The sequence below is a fragment of the Actinorugispora endophytica genome, assembly GCF_004363075.1.
Taxonomy (GTDB): domain Bacteria; phylum Actinomycetota; class Actinomycetes; order Streptosporangiales; family Streptosporangiaceae; genus Actinorugispora; species Actinorugispora endophytica.
This window is the reverse complement of sequence record NZ_SNYN01000010.1, coordinates 1-16,048: the sequence shown is the minus strand read 5'-3', so window position 1 is coordinate 16,048 and position 16,048 is coordinate 1. Positions and strand designations below refer to the sequence as shown.

Annotated in this window: 15 protein-coding genes; 4 read left to right on the top strand and 11 right to left on the bottom strand. The window is 72.6% G+C overall.

What is annotated here, in order from left to right; all coding sequences use genetic code 11:
- Positions 1-79 precede the first annotated feature (79 nt).
- Entirely contained in the window at positions 80-1,492 is a 1,413-nt protein-coding gene (locus EV190_RS13750; RefSeq protein WP_133741957.1) for a cellulase family glycosylhydrolase, read from the bottom strand.
- Positions 1,493-1,786: 294 nt separating this feature from the next.
- Between EV190_RS13750 and EV190_RS13745 the strand changes: the two genes are divergently transcribed.
- Positions 1,787-2,770: an exonuclease domain-containing protein gene (locus tag EV190_RS13745; protein ID WP_133741956.1), complete on the top strand. Its 984-nt coding sequence runs from the start codon at positions 1,787-1,789 to the stop codon at positions 2,768-2,770.
- 81 nt (positions 2,771-2,851) lie between these two features.
- Here EV190_RS13745 and EV190_RS13740 read toward each other — a convergent pair whose 3' ends face one another.
- Positions 2,852-3,637 carry a siderophore-interacting protein gene (locus EV190_RS13740; protein WP_133741955.1) on the bottom strand — a complete coding sequence of 262 codons (786 nt, stop codon included), beginning with the start codon at positions 3,635-3,637 and terminating at the stop codon, positions 2,852-2,854.
- 140 nt (positions 3,638-3,777) lie between these two features.
- Positions 3,778-4,305 carry a GNAT family N-acetyltransferase gene (locus EV190_RS13735; protein ID WP_133741954.1) on the bottom strand — a complete coding sequence of 176 codons (528 nt, stop codon included), beginning with the start codon at positions 4,303-4,305 and terminating at the stop codon, positions 3,778-3,780.
- A gap of 306 nt (positions 4,306-4,611) precedes the next feature.
- On the opposite strand from EV190_RS13735, the gene EV190_RS24335 reads away from it, so the two are divergent.
- The gene (locus EV190_RS24335; protein ID WP_133741953.1) at positions 4,612-6,027 is read left to right on the top strand and encodes a serine/threonine-protein kinase; all 1,416 of its coding nucleotides are present in this window, start codon (positions 4,612-4,614) and stop codon (positions 6,025-6,027) included.
- A 59-nt stretch (positions 6,028-6,086) separates the two neighbouring features.
- Here the strand turns inward: EV190_RS24335 and EV190_RS13725 are convergent, their stop codons facing one another.
- Positions 6,087-6,686, bottom strand: a complete 600-nt coding sequence (locus EV190_RS13725; RefSeq protein WP_243742567.1) for an AAA family ATPase — start codon at positions 6,684-6,686, stop codon at positions 6,087-6,089.
- A gap of 164 nt (positions 6,687-6,850) precedes the next feature.
- Here EV190_RS13725 and EV190_RS13720 point away from each other — a divergent pair, with 164 nt between their 5' ends.
- Complete coding sequence (locus EV190_RS13720) at positions 6,851-7,570, top strand: PIG-L deacetylase family protein (RefSeq protein ID WP_166655458.1); 720 nt, start codon at positions 6,851-6,853, stop codon at positions 7,568-7,570.
- 226 nt (positions 7,571-7,796) lie between these two features.
- On the opposite strand, the gene EV190_RS24330 is transcribed toward EV190_RS13720, so the two are convergent.
- Positions 7,797-8,318: a TetR/AcrR family transcriptional regulator gene (locus EV190_RS24330; protein WP_341770554.1), complete on the bottom strand. Its 522-nt coding sequence runs from the start codon at positions 8,316-8,318 to the stop codon at positions 7,797-7,799.
- Positions 8,319-8,684: 366 nt separating this feature from the next.
- Positions 8,685-9,374, bottom strand: coding sequence for a glycerophosphodiester phosphodiesterase (locus EV190_RS13710; RefSeq protein WP_133741949.1), 690 nt, complete (start codon positions 9,372-9,374; stop codon positions 8,685-8,687).
- Positions 9,375-9,783: 409 nt separating this feature from the next.
- On the opposite strand from EV190_RS13710, the gene EV190_RS13705 reads away from it, so the two are divergent.
- Entirely contained in the window at positions 9,784-10,554 is a 771-nt protein-coding gene (locus EV190_RS13705; RefSeq protein WP_133741948.1) for a DeoR/GlpR family DNA-binding transcription regulator, read from the top strand.
- Here EV190_RS13705 and EV190_RS13700 read toward each other — a convergent pair whose 3' ends face one another.
- From EV190_RS13700 to EV190_RS13680, 5 genes are all read right to left on the bottom strand, one after another.
- Entirely contained in the window at positions 10,555-10,959 is a 405-nt protein-coding gene (locus tag EV190_RS13700; protein ID WP_133741947.1) for a VOC family protein, read from the bottom strand.
- 154 nt (positions 10,960-11,113) lie between these two features.
- Positions 11,114-12,361: a Gfo/Idh/MocA family protein gene (locus tag EV190_RS13695; RefSeq protein WP_133741946.1), complete on the bottom strand. Its 1,248-nt coding sequence runs from the start codon at positions 12,359-12,361 to the stop codon at positions 11,114-11,116.
- Between the two features lie 26 nt (positions 12,362-12,387).
- Positions 12,388-13,380 (bottom strand): ABC transporter permease, encoded by a 993-nt coding sequence (locus EV190_RS13690; RefSeq protein ID WP_133741945.1) that lies wholly within the window; start codon positions 13,378-13,380, stop codon positions 12,388-12,390.
- Positions 13,377-14,369, bottom strand: a complete 993-nt coding sequence (locus EV190_RS13685; RefSeq protein ID WP_243742566.1) for an ABC transporter permease — start codon at positions 14,367-14,369, stop codon at positions 13,377-13,379. The genes EV190_RS13690 and EV190_RS13685 overlap by 4 nt, the downstream gene beginning before the upstream one ends.
- Positions 14,366-15,895 carry a sugar ABC transporter ATP-binding protein gene (locus tag EV190_RS13680; protein WP_243742565.1) on the bottom strand — a complete coding sequence of 510 codons (1,530 nt, stop codon included), beginning with the start codon at positions 15,893-15,895 and terminating at the stop codon, positions 14,366-14,368. The genes EV190_RS13685 and EV190_RS13680 overlap by 4 nt, the downstream gene beginning before the upstream one ends.
- Positions 15,896-16,048 lie beyond the last annotated feature (153 nt).

Sequence of the window (16,048 nt, the reverse complement as noted above, 5' to 3'; positions counted from 1 at the left end):
GGCGAGGACACGGGAGCGGCCCGCGGGTGGAACCCGCGGGCCGCTCCCTCGCGCGTGCGCCCGCCGCCGGGCCGCGGGGTCAGGCCGACGACCCCGCCCGGATCTGGTCGCGGGCCCAGGTCCCCGACTCCTTCAGGGACGAGCCGTTCCACGGCCCGCCCGCGGCGCAGGTGCCCGGGGTGAAGGCCGCGCCGGAGCGGAAGTCGTCGGAGTAGTTCCACTTGGTCCAGCTGATGTTCTCGCGCTCCATCAGGTCCAGGTACCGCTCGGCCATCGCGAAGTCGTGCCCGCCGTCGCCGCTGGCGGTCTCGGTCCCGAACTCGGTGACGAAGACAGGGATCCGCTGGACGGCGGTGTCCAACGCGTCCAGGTACTGGTCCCGGTGCGTGGCCGCGTAGAAGTGGAAGGTGTACATGATGTTGTCGGCGTCGACGGGGTTGCCGATGATCTCGTCGGGGCCATTGCCCTGGGAGACGCCCAGGGAGGACCAGCCGGGGGTGCCGACGAGGACGACCGAGTCGGCGTCCCGGGACCGGATCACCGGGATGACCTCCTCGGCGTAGCTCTTGATGGAGCTCCAGTCCACGTCGTCGCCGTTGGGCTCGTTGGCGATCTCGTAGAGCACGTTGGTCTTGCCGGCGTGCCGGTCGGCGATCTCGGCGAAGAACGTCTTGGCGCGCTCGGTGTTGTAGTGGGGGTCGCCCGGCGTCAGCATGTGCCAGTCCACGATCACGTACATGCCGCGTTCGGTGGCCTCGTCGATCAGCTGGTGCATCCGGTCGGTGAAGCCGCGCGGGTCCGTCTCGTAGCCGTCCTCCTGGATGTACATCGACAGCCGGATGACATCCGCCATCCAGTCGTCGGCCAGCGCGTCCAGCGAGCCGTCGGTCAGGCAGCCGTCGTACCACTGGATGCCGTGCGTGCTCATGCCGCGCAGCTGGACGGGGGCCCCGCTCTCGTCGCAGAGCGTGGTGCCGCAGACGTGGACGCGGCCGTGCTCCTCGACGGGGGTCTCGCCCGTGCCGGGGTCGGGGTCGGGGTCCGGGTCGGAGCCGCCCGAGCAGGGGGCCCCGTTGACCGTGCAGCCGGTGGGGTCGCCGGTGCCGCCGGCCACGAAGCCGAAGGACACGGAGCCGCCCGGGGCGATGCTGTCGTTCCAGCCGGCGCCGGTGAAGGTGTACGAGCCGCCGCTGCCGCTGCGCCGGGCGTCCCAGTGGCTGGAGACGGTCGTCCCGGAGGGCAGGTCGAGGGTGACCGTCCACCCGTCGACGGTGCTCGACGTGGTGTTGCTGATCGTGACCGCCGCGGTGTACCCGGTGTCCCAGACGGAGTTCTTGGTGACGGTGGCCGTGACGCCGGCCGCGTGCGCGGTTCCCTGCACGGACAGCAGGGACACGACGAGTGCGAGGAGGGCGGCGACCGCGAGGGCGGCGGCCGCCCCGGTTCTGGTCCGGAGGGGGGAGGTGGGCGGGGAGGCGGGGGACTGCGCCATCGTTGTCTCCAGAGGGGTTGTCGAAGCAGGCGCCGGGGGCGCTCCCGCGCGGGGGGACGCCGCCGCGGCGGCGCCTTTCGGGGGAACGCAACTGTTAGGACAGTTTTCCGGGATCGGAACGTAACCACGGTATAGCGGAAAGTCAAGGGGGTCGGCGCTGGTCGGGGCGCTCCTCGGACGGACGGCCCGGCGCTTCGGCTCCCCGGCTGTTTCCGCCCGAAACGGCGTTCGGGGCGCCGGTCCCGGCGGTATCCTCGGCATTCGGACGCCGACGACCGGGCAGAGGAGGCGACGATGGGCGACGTCTGGACCGCCATCGACTTCGAGACCGCCAACCGCGACCGGGGCAGCGCCTGCTCGGTGGGACTGGTGCGGGTCGAGGACGGCCGGATCGTCGACCGGTACGCGACCCTGGTCAAACCGCCCAAGCCGGTCGACCACTTCTCCCGGTTCAACATCGAGTTCCACGGGATCGCGCCCGGGCACGTCGCCGACGCCCCCGAATGGCCCGAGGTGTGCGGGACGATCCTGGAGTTCGCCGCCGGCGGTCCCTTCGTCGCCCACAACGCGGCCTTCGACATGGGCGTCATGCGGGCGGCCTGCGCCCACACCGGGCTGGAGTGGCCCGCCGTCGACTACGCGTGCTCCCTGTACACCGCGCGTCGGACCTGGCCCGACCTGGGTGACCACCGGCTGCCCACGGTGTGCGGGAGGATCGGCCACCCGCTGCTGCGGCACCACGCGGCCGACGCCGACGCCGAGGCGGCCGCGCACATCATGATCGCCGCGCTCGACGCGCACGGCGTGGCGACACTGCCGGAGCTGTGCTCCAGGACCCGCCGCCCGCTGCTGCGCACCGAGGCGCTGCCCGCCGCGCTCGCTCCCGTCGCCGTCCCGGCGGCGGTCCCGGTCCGCGCGGGCCCGCCCGCGCGGTCGAGGTTCCAGGACTGGCAGGACGCCGCCCGCGAGCCGCTGCCCGAGCCGAACACCGCGGCGGATCCCGGCGGTCCGCTGTTCGGACGGACCGTCTGCGTCAGCGGCGACCTGGGCGCCATGTCCAAGATCGAGGCGTGGAAGCGCGTGGCCGAGGCGGGCGGGACCCCCGCCAAGAACGTCACGAAGAAGACCGACGTCCTGGTCACGGGCTCCAGCGGCGGTCCCAAGACCGCCAAGCACCGCCAGGCCGAGGCCTACATCGCCAAGGGGCAGCGCATCGACATCATCGACGAGCGCGAACTCCTGTCCCGGCTCCCCGGGCGGTCCCCCCGCCGATCGTGACCTTTCCGGGGTCCCAACCACCTCCGAGACCCCGGAGAGGCCGCGATCGGCGAGAAGAGCGGAGAGTCCTGGTGCTCCGGGTCAGGCGGCGTCGTCGACGCTTCTGCCGCGGCGCCAGTAGCCGGAGAAGGAGATGTCCTGCCTGGCCACGCCCCGGTCGTTGACCAGGTGCCGCCGCACCCCCGTGACCAGTGAGGACTCCCCGGCCAGCCAGGCCTGGCCCAGGTCCTCGGGCAGGTCGGCGGCGCGGATCACGGACAGCAGGCCGCCCTCGGGGGCGGTGTCGCGGTGCACCCAGCGCACCTCCACGCCCGGAGGGGCGTGCAGCGGCTGCTCCTCGGAGGCTTCGGGCACCTCGATGTAGACCAGCGCGCGGTCCCGGTCGCCCATGGTGCCGACGATCCCGGCGATGGCGGGCAGCGCGGTCTCGTCGCCGGCGATGAGCGACGGGCGGCCCCCGCTCGCCGAGGGGTCGAACGTGACGCCCTGGTCGAGCAGCCCCGCGCGGTCGCCCGGCCGGACGCGGCCCGCCCAGCTCGACGCCGGTCCGGTGTCGCCGTGCAGGACGAAGTCCACGTCGATCTCCTCCGAGTCGGCGCGGTGCCGCCGGATCGTGTAGTTGCGCACCACCGGGCGCACGTCCTCGGGCATCGCCCGCACCTCGGTCCACCAGTCCTCGGTCGGGGGGAGCAGCGGCTCGACCTGGTCCCGGCGGGGCAGGAAGAACCGGAACCAGTGGTCGTAGCCGCGCTGGGGGAGGCCCTTGACACCGGGGCCGGTGAAGGTGACGCGGGCCGTGTTCGGGGTGACACGGGCGACCCGGCTCACTTCGACGATGGCGGCGCGGGCGAGGGGGCGGGCGGGCACGGCGCGACTCCCTGAGAGATCGGTGGATTTGGCTAGGCAAGCCTAACCTATCAATCCGTCTTCTCAGGGGGCGGCGCGGGTGCGGCCCAACGGCCGGGGGTCGTCCCGAAGGCGCTCGGGGCCCGCCGCCGTGCGCCCGGTCACAGGTCGGAGGGGCGGCACCGGAAGACCTGAAGGCGCAGGTCGTAGTACTTGTCCGTCTCTCCGACCCACTCCATGCCGAGCCTGCGCGCCGTGGCGATGGCGCGGTGGTTGTTCGGCCGCGCCACCGCGAACATCTCCTCCAGGCCCTGGTCGAACGCCCACCGGATGAGCGCCTTGCTCGCCTCCGTGGCGTAGCCGTTGCCCCAGGTGTCGGGGCGCAGCTGCCAGTTCAGCTCGAAGTCCTCCTCGAACGGCGGGAGCAGTCGCAGCGACAGGCCGCCGATGACCGCGTCGTCCTCCTGCCGCACCACCGCCCACCGGCCGGCGGGAGGGATCAGGTTGGGCTGTGCCTCCACCCACGCCTCCAGCACCGAACGCATCGCCGCCGCGTCGCCGACGGTGCGCATCGAGGGGGTGAGCCAGCGGGACACCTCGGGTGAGCCGTAGACCGCGTAGGCCTCCTCTGAGTCGGTGGAGCTCCAGTCGCGGATGATCAGCCGTTCGGTACGCAGGGGTGGCGTCATGTGAACGATGGTAATCGTCGGCATCCCCGATCGGTCTATCCCTATCGCTGATGGTTTCCCCAGTTTTGACGGCGATGTGGCCGATGGCGGAGTGGCCGGGTTTTCCTCGGTATACCGGAACTCCGGTGGTTCGGATGGAACATACTCAACAGGACCTGGGTACCGCGACGCTCGCCCGGGGCGCGGCGCGGCGCGAGAGTGTGCTCTGCGGGCTGTCCCGGACGGGCGGCCCCGCGCGGCGCGGAGGCCAGGGACACCCGGCGTGCGAGGCGCACGCGACGACGAGGACCGGAGGACTGAGTACCGATGAGCGCGACCGCACCGTTGCGTGACGGCGACCCACGGCGTGTGGGCGGCTACGAGCTCACCGCGAGGCTGGGGAGGGGCGGGCAGGGCGTCGTCTACCTCGGCACCGGCCCCGGCGGCGACCAGGTGGCGGTCAAGCTCCTGCACCGGGACCTGGTGAACGACGCGGCGCGGCGCGCGCAACTGGCCAAGGAGGTCGACACCGCCCGCCGGGTGGCGCGCTTCTGCACCGCGCAGGTGCTGGACGCCGACGTCACGGGCGACCCGCCCTACGTGGTCAGCGAGTTCATCGACGGCCCCTCCCTGCACGGGGTCGTCCGGGACGAGGGGCCGCTGACCGGCTCCCGGCTGGAGCGCCTGGCGGTGGGCACCATCACGGCGCTGGCCGCCATCCACCGCGCCGGGATCGTGCACCGGGACTTCAAACCGGGCAACGTGCTGCTCGGACCGGACGGGCCCCGCGTCATCGACTTCGGGATCGCCCGTGCCCTGGACGCGAGCACCCAGACCAGCAGCATCGTGGGAACCCCCTCCTTCATGGCCCCCGAGCAGATCTCGGGCGACGCGCTCGGTCCCGCCGCGGACGTCTTCGCCTGGGGCTCGACCATGGTCTTCGCCGCGACCGCCTCGGCCCCCTTCGGACAGGACTCGCTGCCCGGTGTCATCCACCGGCTCACCAGCATGCCGCCCGAACTGGGCGCGCTCGCCGGGCCCCTGCGCTCCATCGTCGAACGCTGCCTGGCCAAGGACGCCAAGGCGCGCCCCAGCTCCGCCGAGGTGCTGTTGACCGTGCTCAGCAGTAGCGGGCCTCTCGCCCCCGACGCCCCCGCCGGAGCGGGGGCGGGGCCGGTTCCCAAGGTCACCGAACTGCCCATGCCCACCCTGCAGGCGGGGGCCGTCGCCGCGGCGGGGATCCGGCCCCCGGCCCCGGCCGGGCCCCCGCCGGTGCGGATGCCGACGGCCGCACCGCACCCCCGCACGGGCCCGAACACCTTCCCGCCGACGGGGCCGCAGGGTCTTCCCCCTGGAGGTCCGGGCACCTTTCCGCCCACGGGGCCGCAGGGTCTTCCCCCTGGAGGTCCGGGCACCTTTCCGCCCACGGGGCCGCGGAGTCTTCCCCCGGAAGGTTCGGGGGGCTTTCCCCCGGGTGTTCCCGGCACGTATCCGCGGCCCGTCCCGCACAGCCCCGACCAGAACAGGAAGCCCGGGGACCGGCCCCCGGCGGCGCGGCCCGGTGGGAGCAGCGGCGTGCTCCTGTTCCTGGGCGTCCTGGCCCTGGTGGGGGTGCTGGTCGCCGCGGGAGTGGCGGTCTACCTCTCCCAGCAGGGCGGGCAGCGCCCCCCGTCCGACAGCACCCGGGAGATGTACGCCCCGCTCCCGGGGGAACAGCCCGAGACCGCCCTGGCGGTCCGCTGAGCTCTGGCGGTTTCGCGTGGGAGGCGACCGCCCCCGGCGCACCGGTGCCCGGCCGGTCCCTACCCGGTTGTGCGCAGCAGCGCGTCCACCTGGTCGGCGAGCGGCGGCGCGCCCCGGGTGTTGTCCAGTTCGGCGTGCGGGGCGGGGGGCGGATCGCCGGGGCGGACGCGCGCGACGAACGCGTCGAAGTCGGCGAGTTTCCCCGAGTCGCGTGCGCGGCCCCGGCCGGCCAGGCGATGGCGCAGGGCGGCGGCGTCGCTGCGCACCCACACCAGGTGGACCGGGTCGCCGCCGAGTTCGCGGACCCAGGCGCGCCACCGGCCGGGATCGCGGATCTGCTGGGTGAAGGGCGCGTCCAGCAGCACCGGGCAGCCCGCCGCGCGGATCTGCCGGGCGGCCGCGGTCAGGCCGCCGTACTCGTGCGGTTTCACGTGCTCGTCGTACCAGGCGCCCTCGCGCTCCCCGTGGGGGCGGCCGTGCGCGTTCAGCACGGACGCGACGAACCCGCTGTAGAGGGTGTCCTTGTCCAGGAGCGCGGGAACCGGACGCAGACGCCGCAGCAGCAGGGCGGCGGCCGTGGATTTTCCGGCGCCGGGAGCGCCGGAGACGATCCACACGGGAGCGGGCGGGAAAGCGGGTCGGTGCGGCGTGTCGGTCATCGCCCCAGCCTGCCCCCGGCACGCCCCGGGGCGCCACTCCGGACGGGGCCCGCGCATGCAGTGGGGCCTTCTGGGCATGTGAAACCCACCAGTGGGAGCGCCGGTCGGCGAGGAGGGAGCACACCATGCGTGGAACGCGGTTGGCGGAGAAATACCCGCACCCCATGGACGAGCCGGGAACCTCTGAGGCGGCCTGGCGCGGTTGGCCCGCCCTGAGGGAGTTCCCCGCACTGCACCTGGCCGGGGTCACCAGCGCGGTCGTCATCGCACCGCATCCGGGGGACGAGGTCCTGGCCGTCGGCGGGGTCATCGCCATGCTGGCCGAGGTGGGGGCGCGCCTGCGCGTCGTCGCGGTGAGCGACGAGGACTCGCCCAGGCCGGGGCCCGCGGCGACCCGCTCGGCGCAGTGGCGCCTGGCCGAGGAGTACCAGGCGCTGCGCACCCTGGAGGCGGACGAGGCGGAGACCGTCCGGTTGGGCATGGTCGGAGGCGAGGTCCGGGACCGGGCGGAGGAGCTGGAGGACCTCCTCGTCAGGGTCTGCGGGGGGTTCGACCTGTGCCTCGCCCCCTGGGAAGGCGACCGGCACCCCGACCACGAGGCCGTCGCCGCGGCCGCGCGGGTGGCGGCCGAGGCGGCGGGCGCCTCGCTGCTGAGCTACCCGGTCTGGATGTGGCACTGGGCCGCCCCGGGCGACCCCCGGGTGCCGTGGGACCGGCTGCACCGCATCGTCCTGCCCGAGGAGGCCCGCCGCGCCAAGGCCAACGCGATCTCCTGCTTCACCAGTCGGAACGGGCCCTCCGGCCGCGCCGCGGACGGCGCCCTGACCCTGCCGCCGGAGAAGGTGGCCCACTTCACCAGGGACGCCGAGACGGTCTTCCGTTAGTGCCTCGCGCCTGAATCCCGCCGCGGGGGTGTTTCGGGCTCTGCCTCCGGTGATCTTGACCTTTTCGGGGTCTCAGAGACGGTTGAGACCCCGGAAAGGTCAAGATCACCGGAGAGAGCACCAAGAAACGGACACCTTCCCGCAGCCCGGGGCCCCGCCCGCCGTGACAGGCCCCGAGCGGACCCCGACCCGACAGAGCCCCAACCACCCCCGCGCCGGGGCTTCCCTAGTCGCGGGGGGCGTCCAGGAGGTGGTGGATGATCAGGTCCACGTAGACGTCGCTGAGCTGCGCCAGGGTCAGGTCCGCGTCCGGGTCGTACCAGTTGAGGATGGACTCCAGGGTCTGCAGCACGGTCGCCGCGGACGCCGGTTCCTCCGAGGGGCCGGGCCGGGCGAACTGGCCGAGTTCGCGTCCCCGCTCGATGATCCCCTGCACCCGGTCCCGGTAGGCGCGCAGCACGCCGGAGAGTTCGCGATGGCGCGCCGGGTAGATCGCGCGCAGCGTGGGCATCAGGGCGCGGCGGAGCTCCAATTCGGTGCGGTGCTCCCAACTGAACTCGATGTGCCGCCGGATGAGTCCGCGCATCTGCTCCAGCGGTGACCGTTCCGCCGCCGCGGCGGAAGTTTCCCGCGAAACGAGGGACCGTGTGCAATGCACTGTGATCTCGTAGATAAGATCCAGTTTTGTGGGAAAGGCTCGGCGGAAATCTACGGGATCGATATCCGCGTCGAAAGCGATCGCGTACATACTGACGCTGTCGAGGCCGTGCTCGGCGAAAAGCCGAACCGCGGAGGTGAGGGCGCGTTCGGTAAGGAGCGTGTTCTTCGGTGACAGATCGGCCGTCATGATCATCTCTAGCCCGCGCTGCGTGGGGGGAGCGCGCGTTCCGGGACATTTTGCGCGATTAGTGAACGGAAAAAGACCGATGTGGGGGGCTGTGGTGGTCTCGGTTGCGAACCGGTTTCGAGGATAGCGCCGTTCTCGGACGGGATCGGCCGGAAAGTGGTCACCGGGGGCCGAATTCGGAGGATCCGTACTTTCGGCGCGGGGGCGGGGCGGCGGTAATTCACGACTGAATTCAATTCACTTCGCCGTTCCGGGCCCCGCCCCGGTTCAGCGGCGGTCGGTCAGCGCCACCAGGTCCGCGATCCGGCCGGTGAGGATCGCGTCCGCGCCCATGTCGATGAGGCGGGCCATCTCCGGGGTGTCGTTCACCGTCCACGCCGACACCGCGCAGCCGTTGCGGTGCGCCGCGCCCACCAGCTCCCGGTCGACCAGCGGCCAGTAGACGTGCAGGAAGTTCGGCCGGACGGCCTGCCACAGGACCGGCGGGGGCGGTTCCTGCCGGCTCCAGGTCAGCATCAGCCGGGCGTGCGGCCTGCGGGCCCGCAGCGTGCGCAGCGCGTCGGGCGACCCGCTGTACATGACCCGGTCGTGCATGCCGTGGTCGGCCACCGCGTTGTCGGCGGCCAGCGCGACCTCCACCGAGGGCACGTCCAGCACCAGTGGGGGGAACGACGGCCGGGTGAACTCGGCCAGCGCCTCCATGAGGGTGGGGATGCGCCGGTCCGCGCCGTCGCCCAGAGCCGCGAGGTCGGCCAGGGTCGACTCCGGCACCGGCCGGGGCGAGCCCCAGAGGCGCTCCAGGGCCTCGTCGTGCACCAGGACCACGTACCCGTCCCTGGTCAGCCGGACGTCTATCGCCACCAGGTCCGTTCGGGCCAGCACGGCCGCTCGGAGGGCGGGCAGGGTGTTCTCCCGGAAACGCACGGGGTCGCCCCGGTGCGCGATCGCCAGTGTCATGTGGTTTCCGGCGCGGAGGCTCCGGCGGTCACGCCGGAGCGGGGGGCGCCTTCCTCCTTCACCGAACGGGGTTCGGCGGTGGGCCACCGCCAGGACCGGGTGACCGCGCGGTGGGCGGGGCGGGGCCGCGCGCCCGCGTCGAACGCGGCCGTCCCGACACACCTCCTCCGAGCCGTGACGGGGTCGTCCGCGAACCGTGGAGTCCTGCTGACCAGAGTGCCAAAAACCGAGCCGGAGCGCACGCGGCATCGCAAAAAACCCGAAAAAGGCCAGATCGGGGTCCCGGGAACGGAGGCCGTGGCGGGGGCGGAACGCGTCAGCTCCGGTGAACTGGGAAACTGCTTGGGAAGGAAGCGCGCGGACCGCAGCCGCCCGCGCGCACGAAGACGACCGATCGCGAAGGCCAAAGATGATCCCCGACCAGCGTCGCGAGCACATCCTCAAACTCCTGCAGGAGCGTCACGTTCTCAGCATCAACGAGCTCACGTCGATGCTGTCCGTCTCCCATATGACGGTGCGAAGGGACATCCAGGCACTGGAGAACGAGGGCAAGGTGCTCTCGGTCACCGGAGGGGTGCGACTGGCCGCGCGGCTCAAGAGCGAGCCGTCCTACCTGGCCAAGGCGCAACTGGAGGTCCCGGCCAAGCGGGCCGTCGCGCGGGCCGCGGCCGAGCTCGTCCGGGAGAACTTCACGATCTACCTGGACGCGGGCACGACGACGCTCCAGATGGTCCCGATGCTCACCGACAAGATCGGGCTGACCGTGGTCACCAACGACTTCAACGTGGTGGGCCACCTCATGGAGTATCCCAACATCGAGCTCATCCACACCGGCGGCGTGGTCTCGCACGCCGACCACTCGTCGGTGGGCCAGTTCACCGCGGAGTTCCTGCGCCGGGTCAACGTGGACATCGCGTTCGTCGCCAGCAGCTCCTGGGACGTCGAGCGCGGCTCGACCACCCCGTCGGAGGCCAAGGTCGTGGCGAAGCAGGAGCTGCTGCGGATCGCCTCCAAGAGCGTCCTGACCGTGGACAGCACCAAGTACGGCAAGTTCGGCACTTTCAGGGTCGCCCGCCTGGAGGAGTTCGACCTGATCATCACCGACGACCGGCTCCCCCGGAACGCCGTCCACGAGCTGCGCGAGCACGACATCCGGTTCGACCTCGTCGAGGTGGAGTAGTCAGTCGGCGTCGGGTTCGGGGGAGCAGCGCAGTTCGAGCTGGACCCCGTCGGGGTCCTCGAACATCACCAGCGAGCCGGACTCGCAGTGCACGATCGGAGTGTGGTCCACCTCGAACTCGTCGAGGCGGTCCGCCCAGGCCTCGAGTTCGCCCAGGCCGGAGACCTCGAAGGCGAGGTGGTCCACACCCGCGTGCCGGTGGTCGAAGCGCGCGTTGAAGTGGTCCGCGTGCTCGGTGATGCACAGCAGCAGACCGCTGGGGTGGCGGCAGTTGGTGCGCAGCCACCGCGAGTCGTCCTTGGTCTGGTACTCGCGGAAACCAAGGACGTCGCGGTAGAAGTCGACACTGTCGTCGCGGTCGCGCACCGACAGGGTGATATGCGCGAGCCCGGTCAACTGGGGCACGGAGACCTCTCTTCGGCGATGCTGCGTCCGAAGCACGCGGGGATGGAACAGCGTAAGCACAATCGCCCAGCTTACGCGGCGTTTCACGGGATTCAAGCACGTGTGAACAATTGTTCTCCCGCGATCCCCGCGGGTATTTCCGCACCGTCGGCCGTCACACCCCCGAGCGCCAGTTCCCGCCGGCCACGTCGGGGACGAAGGTGTCCAGATCGCTCGAGGTCAGGTCGACCCGGCGGCCCTCCTGCGCCGACAGGTAGGCGCCCATCAGCACCCGCGTCACCGCCAGCCCGTCGTGCAGGCTCTCGACCGGGGGAGTGCCGTCCAGGAAGGAGCGCACCATGTGCCGGTTCTCCTCGGTGTAGCCGTAGGCGCCCGCCTCGTCGGACAGGACCGGCATCAGCCCGCCCTCGGCGTTCTGCTTCTCCACCAGGTCCTCTCCCGGCGTGCCGGAGATCTCCCGGCTCAGGAACACCTTGGCCTCGGTGTCCAGCGAGTTCACCGCCATCGCGTACTCGGGGCCCAGCAGCTCGAAGGTGAGCCGCAGCCCCGCGCCGACGTAGCTCCACGATGTCGTGCCCTCCACGACCACCTCGTCGCCGTCGCCGTTGCGGTAGGTGACGGTGGCGCGGGCGTAGTCCTCCGACGGCGCGCGCAGGTAGTCCACCTCGGGGCCGTAGCGCTCCCGGAGGCGGGCCGCGTAGGCGGGCCGGGACCACTTCAGGCACGCGATCGTGGCGTCCACGCTCACCGGGGTCAGCCAGTCGGCCTTGGCCGTCCCCGGCGGGGTGAGGAGGAAGCGCCCCGCCTCCACGCTGTGGCACATCATGTCGTTGAGGACCCCGCCGCCCTGCTTGTCGCCCTGCCAGAACCAGGCGCGGTGCGGTCCGCTGTGCTCCTCGGCGCAGCGGGCCAGGTACGGCGCGCCCGCCGCGGCCGCGCCCCGCGCCCACACCAGCTCGTGCGCGCGGGTCACCCCGGGCGCGAACACCTGGTTCTCCAGGTAGCCGTGCGCCAGGCCCGCGCCCTCGATCAGGGCGAGCACCTCGGCGGCCTCGGCCACGGTGCGGCCCAGCGGCTTCTCGACGGCGATGCCGCGCAGCGCGGCGCGGCCCGACGAGACCTCCTCGACGATCGCCCGCACGGTCTCCAGCCGCACGTGGTTGGGCGTGGTCACCCACACCGCGTCCACCAGCGGGTCGCGCACCATCTCGCGCACGTCCCCGTAGCCGGTGGGGTCGCCCACCCGCAGTTCGCGCGCCAGGTCGCAGACCCGCCGCACGGTCTCGGGGGTGCGGCCGCTCACCGCGGTGACGTCGGCGTCGCGCACCCCCCGGAAGGCGCGCGTGTGGAACTCCGCGATGAAACCGCTGCCCACGATCCCCACACCAAGGCGTTCACGCATGTCGTCTCCATTCGTCAGGTCGCGGCCTACTGCCGCAGCCGTCGTTGCCGCCCGTACGCCGAGAGCACCACCAGCAGCACGAGCCCGTAGATGATCTGGCGGGGCGCGTCGCCTCCGCCGATCTGCAGAACACGCAGGAACGAGTCCAGGACGGTCAGCAGGATCGCGCCGATCACGGTGCCCACGTAGCCGCCCACGCCGCCGATCAGCGCGGTGCCGCCGATCACGGTCGCCGCGACGCTGGGCAGCATGTACGGGTCGGCCAGGCGCAGGAACACGGTGTTGGTGTAGCCCAGCAGCAGCAGCCCGCCCACGCCCGCGAACACCGATGACAGCACGTACGCGCTGAGCTTGACCGCCTTGGTGTTCACCCCCGACAGGTACGCCGACGTCGGGTTGCCCCCCACCGCGTACAGCCGCCAGCCGAACGAGGTGCGCCGCAGCAGCCACACGACCAGCACCGACAGGCCCAGCCACAGCCACAGCACGCCCGGGACGCCCGCCACGGTGTCACCGGTGACCAGGGCGCGCAGCGCGGGGGCCGCCGAACCGGCGGGGCGCCCGCCCGTGTACAACCGGACGAACCCGTACACCACCGCGATCATGCCCAGCGTCATCACCAGCGGCGGCACCCGGAAGACCAGCACGCCCACACCGTTGACCAGGCCGACCAGCGCGGCCGTCCCCAGTGACAGCGCCACCGCCAGGAGCAGGTCCTCGTTCGAGCCGTCCATGTGGCGCGAGGCGACGATGGCGGCCAGGGTGGCCACCGCGCCCACGGAAAGGTCGATGCCCTCCCCGCCCGCGATGATCACCAGCGTCTGCCCGATCGCGATGACGCCCAGGAACGAGGCGAGCGTGAGAAGGGTCAGGATCTGGTCCCACGACGCGAACGCGGGTGAGACCAGGGCGGCGACCACCCACAGCGCCAGGGCCGCGGCACCGGAGACCACCACCGGGTCGCGCGCGGCCCTCAGCAGCCGCGCCCGCGCGGGGGAGGAGGCGACAAGGGGGTTCACACCGTTCTCCCTACGTTCCGGGCGGCGCGGTCGCCGCGGGTGGCGAGCAGACCGGCCAGCGCGATGGCGGCGATGATGATCGCGCCGTTGACGAGTTCGCGCGCGTTGGTCGGCACCCCCGCGAAGAACACCAGGTTCTGGATCAGGGTCAGGATGACCGCGCCGACGATGGACCCGCCGGCCCCGCCCGCGCCGCCGCGCAGCCGGGTCCCGCCGATCACCAGCGCCGCGATCGAGCCGAGCGTCAGCTGGTTGCCGATGAAGGGGTCGCCCGAGCCGGAGTTGGCCAGCAGCGCGATCCCGGCCAGCGCGGCCACCGTCCCGCCCGCGGTGTAGGCGAGGACCCGCACCCCGGAGACCGGTACCGCGGAGGCGTACGCGGCCGCCGGGTCGCCGCCCACCGCGTACAGGTACCGGCCCGTCCGGGTGGCCTTCAGCAGCCTCCAGGCCAGCCACAGCGCGAGCAGCAGCAGCGCGGGGACCGGGACCAGGTAGGCGACCACCTGCCGGTACCCGGCGGTGATCGCGGGCGCGACCGCGCCCCCGGGGGTGGGCAGCACCAGCAGCGCCAGGCCGCCGAACACGAAACTGGTGGCGAAGGTCGCCACGATCGGCTGCAACCGCAGCAGCGCCACGAGCACGCCGTTGAGCAGCCCGCACGCGGCGCCGGTGGCGAGCCCCGCGGCCAACGCCAACGGGGTCCGGGCCGGGTCGCCGTCCATCAGCACCACCGCCACCACCGAGGAGAGCGTGACGACGGTCCCGATGGACAGGTCGATCCCGCCCGAGACCACGATGATCGTCTGGGCCACCGCCACCGTGGCCACCGGCAGCACCGTCGCGAAGTTCGCGGTCATGCCGTAGGGGGTGAAGAAGTTGCCCTGCATGAGGGCCGCCGCCGTGACGGTGGCGACCAGCAGCACCGCGGTCGCCACCGTCGGCATCCGCGCGCCGGTCAGGGCCGCGAGCCCCGCGCGCCCCGGCCTCACGGCAGCTCCCCGGCGGCGCGGTCGGCGTCGGTGATGTGCATGGCGCTGGCGACCAGGGTCTCCTCGGTCAGCCGGGAGCCCTCGACCTCGTCCACGACGCGGCCCTCGAACAGCACCAGGACGCGGTCGCACAGCTCCACCAGCTCGCGGTCGTCGCTGGCCGAGACCAGCACGGCCGCCCCCGACGCGGCCAGCTCGCGCACCACCTGGAACAGCTCGGCCTTGGCGCGCACGTCGATCCCCTTGGCGGGGTCGTCCATCAGCACCACCCGCGGCCGGGTGGGGAACCACTTGCCGACCACGACCTTCTGCTGGTTGCCGCCGGACAGCGTCGAGACGGGGTCGTCCAGCGAGCCGTAGCGGGTGGAGACGCGCTCGGCCACCTCCCGCGCGGCGGCGGCCTCGCGCCGCCGCGACAGCGCCACCCCCAGCAGGGCGCGCCGCCCCACCGAGGGCAGCGCGATGTTCTCCAGGATCGGGCGGCCCGGTGCCAGCCCCTGGGAACCGCGGTCGCCCGGCACGTAGGCCATGCCGGCGCGCACCGCCTGCTTGGGCGAGCGCGGGCGCACCCTGCGGCCGTCCACCGCGACGTCGCCGGAACGGATCCGGCGCGCCCCGAACAGCGCGGACAGCAGGTGCGACTGCCCCTGGCCCTGGAGCCCGCCGAGCCCGAGGACCTCCCCGCCGCGCACCTGGAAGGTGGCGTCGTGGAGGAGGCCCGCGGACAGGCCGGTCACCTCCAGGCGGACCTCGTCGGTGCGGGTGGCGGCCGCCGCGCCCTCCGGGGCGGTCATCTCCCCCACCATGAGCTCCACCAGTTCGCGCTCCGGTACGTCGGCGACCGTCACGGTGCGCACGTCCGAGCCGTTGCGCATGACGGTGGCGCGGTCGCACAGCGACAGGATCTCGGCGAGCCGGTGCGTGATGAACAGGACCAGCACGCCCTCCTCGCGCAACTCCCGGACCACGTCGAACAGGACCTCGACCTGGCCCCGGTGCAGCGAGGCGGTGGCCTCGTCCAGCACCAGCACCCGGGGGCGGCGCACCAGCGCCTTGCAGACCTCCACGACCTGGCGCTCACCGGGGTCCAGGCCGGCCACCCGCTCGGCGGCCGGGACCCGGCCGCCGAACGCCCCCGCGAACCGCTCCAGCCAGGGCAGTGCCAGGCGTTCGGCCGCGGCCCGGTCGACCAGCCCCCACCGGCGCGGTTCCATCCCCAGTACCAGGTTGTCCAGGACGCTGAAGTCGTCGATCAGGGACAGCTCCTGGTAGACGGCGCTGATCCCGGCGCCCGCGGTGTCGCGGGGGCCGCGCGGACGCAGCGCCCGCCCGGCCAGGCGGACCTGGCCGGAGTCGGGCTCCACGACCCCGGTGAGCACCTTGAGCAGGGTGCTCTTGCCGGAGCCGTTGGGGCCGAGCACGGCGTGCACGGTGCCCGCCTCGGCCGCGAAGTCGGCCCCGTCCAGCGCGGTCACGCCGCCGTAGCGCTTGCGCACTCCGGTCATCTCCAGAAAGGCCTCGGGCACGCCGGGCACTCCTCACTGGCTGGATACGGTCACTGGGGAACCTCCGGCGCGAGGGTGTTTCGGGCACCGGTGGTTTTGTTGACGGTCGTGGGCTTTCTGCCCGTTTCGGGGTCGGGAAGGGCGGAAAGCCCACGACCGTCAACGGAACCCTCA

Coding starts and splice junctions, on each gene's coding strand:
- EV190_RS13750 (WP_133741957.1), bottom strand. CDS start 1,492: ATGGCGCAGTCCCCCGCCTCCCCGCCCACCTCCCCCCTCCGGACCAGA.
- EV190_RS13745 (WP_133741956.1), top strand. CDS start 1,787: ATGGGCGACGTCTGGACCGCCATCGACTTCGAGACCGCCAACCGCGAC.
- EV190_RS13735 (WP_133741954.1), bottom strand. CDS start 4,305: ATGACGCCACCCCTGCGTACCGAACGGCTGATCATCCGCGACTGGAGC.
- EV190_RS24335 (WP_133741953.1), top strand. CDS start 4,612: ATGAGCGCGACCGCACCGTTGCGTGACGGCGACCCACGGCGTGTGGGC.
- EV190_RS13725 (WP_243742567.1), bottom strand. CDS start 6,686: ATGACCGACACGCCGCACCGACCCGCTTTCCCGCCCGCTCCCGTGTGG.
- EV190_RS13720 (WP_166655458.1), top strand. CDS start 6,851: ATGGACGAGCCGGGAACCTCTGAGGCGGCCTGGCGCGGTTGGCCCGCC.
- EV190_RS24330 (WP_341770554.1), bottom strand. CDS start 8,318: ATGTACGCGATCGCTTTCGACGCGGATATCGATCCCGTAGATTTCCGC.
- EV190_RS13710 (WP_133741949.1), bottom strand. CDS start 9,374: ATGACACTGGCGATCGCGCACCGGGGCGACCCCGTGCGTTTCCGGGAG.
- EV190_RS13705 (WP_133741948.1), top strand. CDS start 9,784: ATGATCCCCGACCAGCGTCGCGAGCACATCCTCAAACTCCTGCAGGAG.
- EV190_RS13695 (WP_133741946.1), bottom strand. CDS start 12,361: ATGCGTGAACGCCTTGGTGTGGGGATCGTGGGCAGCGGTTTCATCGCG.